The organism is Rhodoplanes sp. (genome assembly GCF_013377085.1).
Lineage (GTDB): Bacteria > Pseudomonadota > Alphaproteobacteria > Rhizobiales > Xanthobacteraceae > Rhodoplanes.
In genome coordinates this window covers 74,710-82,991 of sequence record NZ_JACAAX010000030.1, presented here as the reverse complement: position 1 = coordinate 82,991, position 8,282 = coordinate 74,710, and the positions used below count along the sequence as shown (strand labels likewise).

Annotated in this window: 7 protein-coding genes; 6 read left to right on the top strand and 1 reads right to left on the bottom strand. The window is 63.5% G+C overall.

Annotation, left to right across the window (positions count from 1 at the left end; translation table 11 throughout):
- The first annotated feature begins 578 nt into the window (after window positions 1-578).
- From HXX10_RS19745 to HXX10_RS19735, 3 genes are all read left to right on the top strand, one after another.
- Window positions 579-1,514, top strand: a complete 936-nt coding sequence (locus tag HXX10_RS19745; protein WP_296524562.1) for a hypothetical protein — start codon at window positions 579-581, stop codon at window positions 1,512-1,514.
- Window positions 1,515-1,885: 371 nt separating this feature from the next.
- Entirely contained in the window at window positions 1,886-3,418 is a 1,533-nt protein-coding gene (gene acpA, locus HXX10_RS19740; protein WP_296524561.1) for an acid phosphatase, read from the top strand.
- Window positions 3,419-3,996: 578 nt separating this feature from the next.
- Complete coding sequence (locus HXX10_RS19735) at window positions 3,997-4,671, top strand: HAD-IIIA family hydrolase (protein WP_296524560.1); 675 nt, start codon at window positions 3,997-3,999, stop codon at window positions 4,669-4,671.
- 43 nt (window positions 4,672-4,714) lie between these two features.
- Here HXX10_RS19735 and HXX10_RS19730 read toward each other — a convergent pair whose 3' ends face one another.
- Window positions 4,715-4,957: a helix-turn-helix transcriptional regulator gene (locus tag HXX10_RS19730; protein ID WP_296524559.1), complete on the bottom strand. Its 243-nt coding sequence runs from the start codon at window positions 4,955-4,957 to the stop codon at window positions 4,715-4,717.
- Window positions 4,958-5,073: 116 nt separating this feature from the next.
- Here HXX10_RS19730 and HXX10_RS19725 point away from each other — a divergent pair, with 116 nt between their 5' ends.
- The 3 genes from HXX10_RS19725 to HXX10_RS19715 all read left to right on the top strand — a co-directional run bounded on the left by HXX10_RS19725 (window position 5,074) and on the right by HXX10_RS19715 (window position 8,224).
- Window positions 5,074-5,892 carry a YqaJ viral recombinase family protein gene (locus HXX10_RS19725; RefSeq protein WP_296524558.1) on the top strand — a complete coding sequence of 273 codons (819 nt, stop codon included), beginning with the start codon at window positions 5,074-5,076 and terminating at the stop codon, window positions 5,890-5,892.
- Window positions 5,876-7,510: an ERF family protein gene (locus tag HXX10_RS19720; protein WP_296524556.1), complete on the top strand. Its 1,635-nt coding sequence runs from the start codon at window positions 5,876-5,878 to the stop codon at window positions 7,508-7,510. The genes HXX10_RS19725 and HXX10_RS19720 overlap by 17 nt, the downstream gene beginning before the upstream one ends.
- A gap of 138 nt (window positions 7,511-7,648) precedes the next feature.
- Window positions 7,649-8,224 carry a hypothetical protein gene (locus HXX10_RS19715; RefSeq protein WP_296524555.1) on the top strand — a complete coding sequence of 192 codons (576 nt, stop codon included), beginning with the start codon at window positions 7,649-7,651 and terminating at the stop codon, window positions 8,222-8,224.
- Window positions 8,225-8,282: the final 58 nt, after the last annotated feature.

Here is an 8,282-nt window from a genome sequence, read left to right as displayed (position 1 = left end):
TGGTTTCGGTCCAAGGCATCGTGCTCTCCATCGAATCTTCGCAAATCCGACGGAAACACAGCCCCCCGAAATCACTCACTCAATTTTCGGTCAGGCTCTCAGGCCGAACTTTCCTTAGCTTCTCGCACGGCAGGAGCGTCCGGTGCCGGCAAACGGCGCTCAAGCGAATACGCATCGCTATCATGCAGTGAACGAGGGCGCTTCTGGTCGAACCGGCGGAATCCACGCCGCTGCCGGCCGTCTGCAGGTCGATCTCGCCCGGTCCGTTCCGGCCGTCGAAAACCGCTCCGAAATCGAGGTTGGTATCGCGGCGAGCCTCGCGTACTGCATACTAGCCTGTTGGCCCTCCTATCCGCGTACCAAGCTCGGCGATCCGGACCATCAGCGCCGGGCGCGCTCACTCTGGCGGACGGAGAGCTTTAGATTATAATATAAATAGCGCGATTGGACCGTCCCGCCCCCCTCCAAGGTGGATTCCCTCGATAGGGTCGATAACGGCAGGGATTGGCACGCCACTGCAACTTTGTCCCGTAGGTCGGGGCGGGCCGCTTTGGTGCTCAGTTCGTGGAGTTGCGTTGATGAGCCTGAGAGTCTTTCAAATCTGTTGGAACGAAAGTGCTTACGCGCGGCCGGAGCCCGGCTTCGAAGCGCTCGATTGGCGGAACAATCCTCAGCCCGCACTTCGTGAATTCGCGGTGTTTCGCGATTTGCACAAGCGTGGCGAGATGGAGAAGTCCGAACTCACGGGAGCATTCTCACCCAAATTCGCCGCGAAGGCGAATGTCTCGGGCCGAGAGTTCATCGAGTGGACGAAGCTCAATCCCGGCTATGACGTTTATGTCGTCAATCCACGGCCTCAGCATCCCGCATTTTTCTTCAATGGATGGTCGCAGTCCAGATATCAGTATGGAAATCAGTTCATGGATGCCGCGAGGGAGCTTTTCGAGTTCACGAACTATGACTTCGAGTCCTGGATTTGCCAGAGGCAGGATTTCTCGAACTTCTTTTGCATGAATTATTGGGTGGGCAATCGATCGGTGTGGGACCGCTGCGTGCGCCTGATCGAGGATGTTCTGTCCGTCGATCGGCGGAAATTGCGACCGGAAACCGATGCGTTTCTGTTCACGCCCCGAAAATGGCGCGCACCAAACCAGTTTCCCATCCCTCAGATCACGCTCGTTCTCGAAAGAGCCGTGACGAGCTTTGTAATCTCACAGCAGAGCATCAAAAAGCTGATGTACCCGGCCACGCACGATCGAATCGAGCGTTGCTGTCGGAACCCTGCCGAGTGGATCCTGTATCAGTCGTTCGCCCCGGTCGCCGCGAGATTCGACGCCGAGCAGCGGGCCTCTTCAACGGCAGGACGGGACCATTTTGAAATGGCGGGGCTCGCGGCCGAGAACCTCGCGCGTCTTTATCATCACCACTTCGGACATGCCAACGGCGATGACGAGCACCTCGAAAGGCAGCTTGTGAGCCTAATGGAACCTGTCTCGATGCCGATTGCGCTTTGAGCGAGATCGTGGGAGCTGGATTTATGCCGCCTCCTGACGCAGAGGACTCTTTCCTGCCTGCGGATCGACATCGGCACTCCCTCGTGCAGAGATGCCAGGCGTGCGGACAGGCCGAGGCGGCGGCTCTGATCGAAGTGCAGGCGGATCAGTCGGCTGAGTCATGGTTCGATCGATCGTCGGCAGGTGCCGAACGCTTATGCGCGGCGCTTTGGAAATGCCTGACGGCATTGCCCTGGTCGGCCCAAGGCCGGTTCAACGTCGGTTCGGCTGGTCGCTGATTGGCGATGCTGTGCTCTGGTTTTGGTGCTCGGGTGGCTGGTGTGGCATGGGCGGGCGACGCGAATTGCGTCGGAGCTGATTGGAAGCGAGATATGTTCCGTCTCCGTGAGATGACTCTTCGCCTCGGGTCGTGGTCGAGAATTGCCGTCGCCTTTGCGGCTGCGGCCTGTCCCTGGGAAATGACGTCCGCCGCAGATCTTTCGAGGATCCAGAACATCGTTGTGCTGTATCCCGAGAATCGCAGTTTCGATCACCTGTACGGCCTGTTTCCGGGCGCGAACGGAGTTGCCAACGCGACAAGGGATCAATTCATCCAGCGGGATCACGACGGCACTGAACTGCCTAATCTGCGTGTCTGGAATCCGAAGGGAGAGCCGGATCCGGACTATCCGCTGCTGCCGAACGCACCGTTTCGAATTGATGCGGCTCCGTTGAGCAAGTCGCTGACCGACGTCATGCTGAGTCCGATCCACGCCTACTACCACAGCAGGGAGCAGATCAACGGCGGAAAGAACGACATGTTCGCCGCAATGTCGACGGTCGGCGGCTATACCATGGGATATGTCGACGGCAGCGGAATGAAGATGTGGGCGTGGGCGAAGGAGTACGTTCTCGCCGATAATTTCTTTATGGGCACTTTCGGCGGCTCGTACCTGAATCATCATTATCTGATCTGTGCCTGCGCCCCGAAGTTCGAGGATGCGCCGGACTCCATGCGCGCCGTTCTCGACGAAAACGGCAAACTGAAGAAGATGCCGGATTCGCCCTCGGCAAAGGATGGGGCGGTGCGGACCTACTCGGGCGGTCTGGGCGGTCAGGTTACGCCCGACGGCTATACCGTGAATACGACGCAGCCGCCGTTTCAACCGAGCGGCGTGCCCCCCGTGGACGGCGGATCGCCGGCATATGCCGATCCAATTGGTGGGGGCCGGATCGGACGTCCTCTCCCGCCATCGGCGATGAAGACGATCGGCGACACCTTGTCTGCCAGGGGCGTGTCGTGGATCTGGTATGCAGGCGGATGGAACGAAGCGCTGAAGGACAGCATGCAACCATCGCAGCAGAAGCGCTACGTGATCTACACTCGTGCCGATGGATCGCTGAATTTTCAGCCGCATCATCAGCCTTTCAATTATTATGCGCGGTTCGCTCCGGGCAGCCGCGATCGGGTTGAGCACCTCAGGGACGGCGAGGAATTCGTAAGAGCTATCGACAGCGGCACCCTTCCGTCAGTGACGTTTTACAAGCCGGTTGGTCTGTTCAATCAGCATCCGTATTATACCGACCTGATAACCGGCGATTCTCATATAGCCGACATCCTCGAGAAGCTCAGACGCTCGCCCCAATGGAACAACATGGTCGTCATTGTGACCTACGACGAAAATGGCGGCTTCTGGGATCACGTCCCGCCACCATCGGGTCCGGGATGGAGTGATCGATGGGGGCCTGCAACACGAATTCCGACTCTGATCGTGTCGCCGTTCGCGAAGCGCGGTTTCGTCGATCACACGGTCTACGACACGTCCTCGATATTGAAGCTGATTACAACGCGGTACGGACTCGAACCTTTGCCGGGTGTCCGGGAGAAAGTGGGCGATCTCACCGCGGCTCTCGATTTGCCGTAGGCGGGCGAGCATTGCTGGGCCGCTCATGCGTCGACCTCGAAATGATCCGGCCGGCCGACGAACGCATGCGCGCGCTGTCTTTCTCTGCTTTCGCCGCGTGGCACGCGAAAATGAAATCAGTCGGGTGAATCGCCGCGCCGTTGGCGAAGGTGATGACGTCTTGCGATTGACCATTTTTAGTCTCCGGTGAGGGTGACTTGCGGCTGGTCGGCTGAGCGTCGAGCGTCGAGCAATGTCCGGCCCGCCATCACGCTCGTTATTTTCCACGCTGTCTCTGACCACATGCAGTCCCGCGCGTGAAAGCGCGCAAAAGCCGCATTACTCGATTGACTCGACCAAGCGATTTCGCAATGGTTGGCTCAAGGTTGCAATTGGCGATACGCATTGGTTCGGCGCGCCGCGGTGTCGTTCCGGGCATTCTCAGATGGCAGACTCGATTCTTTCGAGACGCGTTCGCCCGGCTCAGCGGACCTGTACCCTGGCGGTTCCTGAAGGATCAAGAAGCGCCAGCCGTCCGGCTCTTGCGAGCCCTATGGGGCGTGAGGCGCGCAAGGCGGCCCCCCCCTCGAGAGCATCCCGTGAAGAGCACTGACAGCGCGATGACGGATCCTCGCCTCTTCGACGGCGCCGGGTGCTGGCTCGAACGGCTTGCCACCGACGTGCCGGTCGGGCGACCGGCCCTGTTCCTCGACCGTGACGGCGTCATCGTCGAGGAGGCCCACTACCTCTCGAATCCGGCGGACGTGCGCCTGATCGCCGGTGCGGCCGAGGCGATCGCGCGCTGCAATGGCAGCCGCATCCCCGTCGTCGCCATCACCAACCAGTCGGGTATCGCCCGCGGCTACTACGACTGGACCGATTTCGCGGCCGTTCAGGCCGAGCTGATCGCCCGCCTGGCCGCAGCCGGGGCACGGCTCGACGCGGTCGCGGCCTGCGCCTATCACGACACAGGCAGCGATCGCTATCGCGTGCCGGGGCACGCCTGGCGCAAGCCCAATCCCGGTATGATCCACGCCGTCGCCGATCTTCTCCAGGTGGACCTCGCGCGCTCCGTCCTGGTCGGCGACAAACGCTCCGACATCGAGGCCGGTATCGCGGCCGGGCTTGCGCGTTGCATCCTGGTGCGCACCGGCTACGGATGTACCGAGGAGGAGGCGCTGCCGTATCTCGTGGCGGGAACGACGGCAGTCACGGCCACTGACCGGCTCGGTGATGTAGTGGCAGACCTGCTGGCTACGGACTGGCGTGCATAGCTGTCAGTGCAGACACAGAAATCCGCCGACTCTTCTCTCAAACCTAGCTTGCTGCCGTAGATCTCTTCAGCCGAACACCGGCGCCGCCGCCGTTCTCAGCGATGAATTCAACGCCAGCGGCTTCAAACGCTGTTTTGATCGCAAGTAGCGTTGCCCGGCGCGGCACGGCACCTGCCAGTTCAAACTGCCGAACAGTCACAACACCGACCTTAGCGGCTTCGGCAAGTTCCTGCTGGGTCCAGTTAAGAAGGCCCCGAGCGGCCCGACATTGTGCGGCGCTTAACATGATCCCGAGTTGATCACTGAAACAGCTGATTTCGTCAATTCTGTCGTTTTTCGATTGACAGCTATTAAGCGTTGTTTTACGACAGAACTGTCGAAAAACAACATATTGGAGTTGGCATGTTTGCGCTTAAGCGAGAAGACGTTGATCGCCGCACCTTCCTTGGCGGCTCGGATGCCCGGGTGGTGATGGGGCGGGACGAGGGGGCGCTGCTGCGCCTGTGGCGCGAGAAGCGCGGCGAGATCGAGCCGCAGGACCTGTCGGGCGAGTTGATCGTGCAGCTCGGGGTGGCGACCGAGGACCTCAATCGGGGCTGGTACGAGAAGCAGTCCGGACACCGGGTCGGACAGGTGCAGCGGCGGGCCCTCCACGCGTCGCTGCCCTGGATGGCGGCGACCCTGGACGGGGTGGTCGAACAGACCGGGGCGGTATTCGAGGCCAAGTTCATGCTGCCCTGGTCGTTCTCGGAAGAGGCGGCGGCCGAGAAGCACATGGCCCAGCTCCAGCACAACATGCTGGTGGTGGGCACGCGCTCGTCGGTGCTGTCGATCATCACGGGCGGTGGCAAGTGGGTCGAGATCACGATTGCGGCCGACCCGCTCTACCAGACCGTCCTGGTCGCCGTCGAGAAGGCGTTCTGGCGGGCCGTCCAGACCGGAGATCGCCCGCAGCTGTGGGACGCCGAGCCGCCGAAGCCGCGCATCGAGGCGGTGCGGGTGGTCGACATGTCGGCGTCGAATGCCTGGGCGGAGTTCTCGGCGCTGTTCCGCACCACCCGGTCGGCCCACCTCGACCACGAGCGGGCCAAGGCCGAGCTGAAGGCGCTGATGCCGGAGGACGCCAAGGAGGCGGTCGGGCACGGGGTCCGGGGGAAGCGCTCCAAGGCCGGCGCGGTCAGCTTCGACGTGCTGGAGGTGGCCCATGCCCCGCTCCAGTGAGTCGGTCGCCTCCCTCGCGACGGCGCTCGCCAAGGCGCAGATCGAGCTCGTCAACCCCGAGAAGTCGCTGGTCGGCACGGTCACGTTGGCCGGGCGAGGGCAGGGGGAGCGGAGTTTTCGCTATGCCTCCCTATCGAGCGGCCTCGACATCGTCCGCAAGACCCTGGGCCGGCACGAGATCGCGGTGTTGCAGACGACCGCGACTGATGCGGCCGCCGGCGTCATCACCCTGACCACGACGCTCGCCCACACCTCGGGCGAGTGGATCGCCTCGGAGTGGCCGGTGTGCCCGGTCGCCGACCTCTCGTCACCCCGGCGGATGGGAGCGGCCCTGACCTATGCGCGGCGCTACGCCCTCTTCACCCTGGTCGGCATCGCCGGCGAGGACGACCTCGACGCGCCAGACCTCCACGATGGGCCCCATGATGGGACCGGGGAGGGACAGGACAACGGTGACGGCGACCGCGATGGTCGCGGCAGTGGCCGGCCGGAGCAGGGGCCGACGGCGCCCTCGATCGTTCCTGCCCAGGCGCCCGGCTCGTCGTCTGGGGTCGGACGCGGCCATGGCTCTGGGCGGACCGGGGCCGCCAGCGCCAAGATCACGACGTCCCGCCCGATGTTGCCGCTCCACGATTCGGCCTTGACCCGGGACGCCCTGCTGACCGAACTGGCCGGGTTCAGCACCGCCACCGACGTGGTCGCCTGGGCCCAGCGCACGCTGCGCATCAAGAACAGCCTGACGGCCGTGGACGCCACAGCGATCGAATCCGCCTTTGCGCTGATCCTGCAGTCATTCGACGACCACACGGCCGGTGAGGGCTTTGCCCGGAACGAGCCGGAGGCAACTGCGGTGACGGGCGATTCGACGCCAGCATCCGAAGTGTCTCCGCCGGTCGCCGGTGGGGCCGCCTCGACGGCCGGGCAGGGGGCACACGCCGAACACAGTGTAGGGGGCCCCGACGACGGCGGACCGCTCGCCGAACTGGCGGCGTTCCAGGCCCGCGCCGAGCGGCGGCCATCGGCGGAGGGACCGAGCACGAGGCCCAGTGGGGCGGCCGCCCCGCCCGACGACGCGGTCGCGGACGCCACCTCGGATCGGGCGGATCGATCTGATCTGGCGCCATTGACCGACGGCTCCGGCGACTCCGGCGCCCCGATCGAGGCAGTTGCTGATGCAGAGAACGACGCCGAGATCGGCCCGGCCGTGCTCGGCACCATCGACAAGAGTGTCCTGACCATCGCCACGCCGAAGCGCTACCGCGACAAGGCCCATCTCGGCTTCGTGGCGCGGCGCGCCTGCCTGGTCTGCGGCCGCAAGCCCTGCGACCCCCACCACCTCCGCTTCGCCCAACCCCGCGCGCTGGGCCGCAAGGTCTCGGACGAGTTCACGGTGCCGCTCTGCCGCACCCACCATCGGGTGCTCCACCGCTCGGGTAACGAGACAACGTGGTGGACCGCTGTCGGCATCGACCCCCTGCCGATCGCGAACGAGCTGTGGGCGCGCTCGCGGGCTGGAGCGGGATCACGCCGACCCCGTGGTCGGCCTCACAGCGTCCCCGTCCCGGACGGTACCACCCAAGAGGTCGGCAACTCGTCGCCGATCTCCACTCCTCATTAATCTGAATGGGTCAAGCAGGGTCAGCAACGGCCAGACAGAATCGAGGATCCCATGGCCCACTGCGACTCTCGTGAGCTTGTTCTGGCGTCCGAATGCCCGCCCGTCCCCGAGGACGTGCGGGCTCTCTTGGGGTCCAGTTTGACCCTGGGCACCGAGAACCCCAGGCGCTATGAGGACCTGCTCAGCCGGGTCGGTGCTGCCGTGGGAGCCGACGACATCATCGACTGGGTGCTGGTGAAGGACATCGTGAACATCATCTGGGAGATCCAGCGCTTCAGGCGTGCTCAGGCCAGTACGATCAAGATCGGCTGTCGCCAAGCCATGGAAGAGACCTTGGCGCATTGCTTGCCGTACGAGCGAAGCTGGGCCGGCATCAAAGATGAAGCCCGCCTGTTGGCGCAACGCTGGTTCGGAGGTGACAAGGAAGCGACACAGAAAGTCGAATCAGTTCTCGCCGGCGCCGGGCTCTCCATGGCAGACATCACGTCGCAAGCTATGACGTGCCGGGCCGTCGAGCTCGATCGGATCGCTGACCAGATCGAACGATGCGAGACTCGACGCGAGAAGAGTCTGCAGCAGATCGAGCGGCATCATACGGGCTGGGGAAAGCGCGCTCGGCGAGCAGCCGCAGAGGCCGTCGATGCCGAGTTCCGAGAAGTCCCGCCGAATGCGTTGAATAGCCCCACGAACGGCGCTTCCGAGCGGCCCTCATGACGACGCGGTCGCGGACGCCACCGCTGACGGGGCCGAGGGACCTGAACCAGGGCCATCG

Coding starts and splice junctions, on each gene's coding strand:
- HXX10_RS19745 (WP_296524562.1), top strand. CDS start 579: ATGAGCCTGAGAGTCTTTCAAATCTGTTGGAACGAAAGTGCTTACGCG.
- acpA (WP_296524561.1), top strand. CDS start 1,886: ATGTTCCGTCTCCGTGAGATGACTCTTCGCCTCGGGTCGTGGTCGAGA.
- HXX10_RS19730 (WP_296524559.1), bottom strand. CDS start 4,957: ATGTTAAGCGCCGCACAATGTCGGGCCGCTCGGGGCCTTCTTAACTGG.
- HXX10_RS19725 (WP_296524558.1), top strand. CDS start 5,074: ATGTTTGCGCTTAAGCGAGAAGACGTTGATCGCCGCACCTTCCTTGGC.
- HXX10_RS19720 (WP_296524556.1), top strand. CDS start 5,876: ATGCCCCGCTCCAGTGAGTCGGTCGCCTCCCTCGCGACGGCGCTCGCC.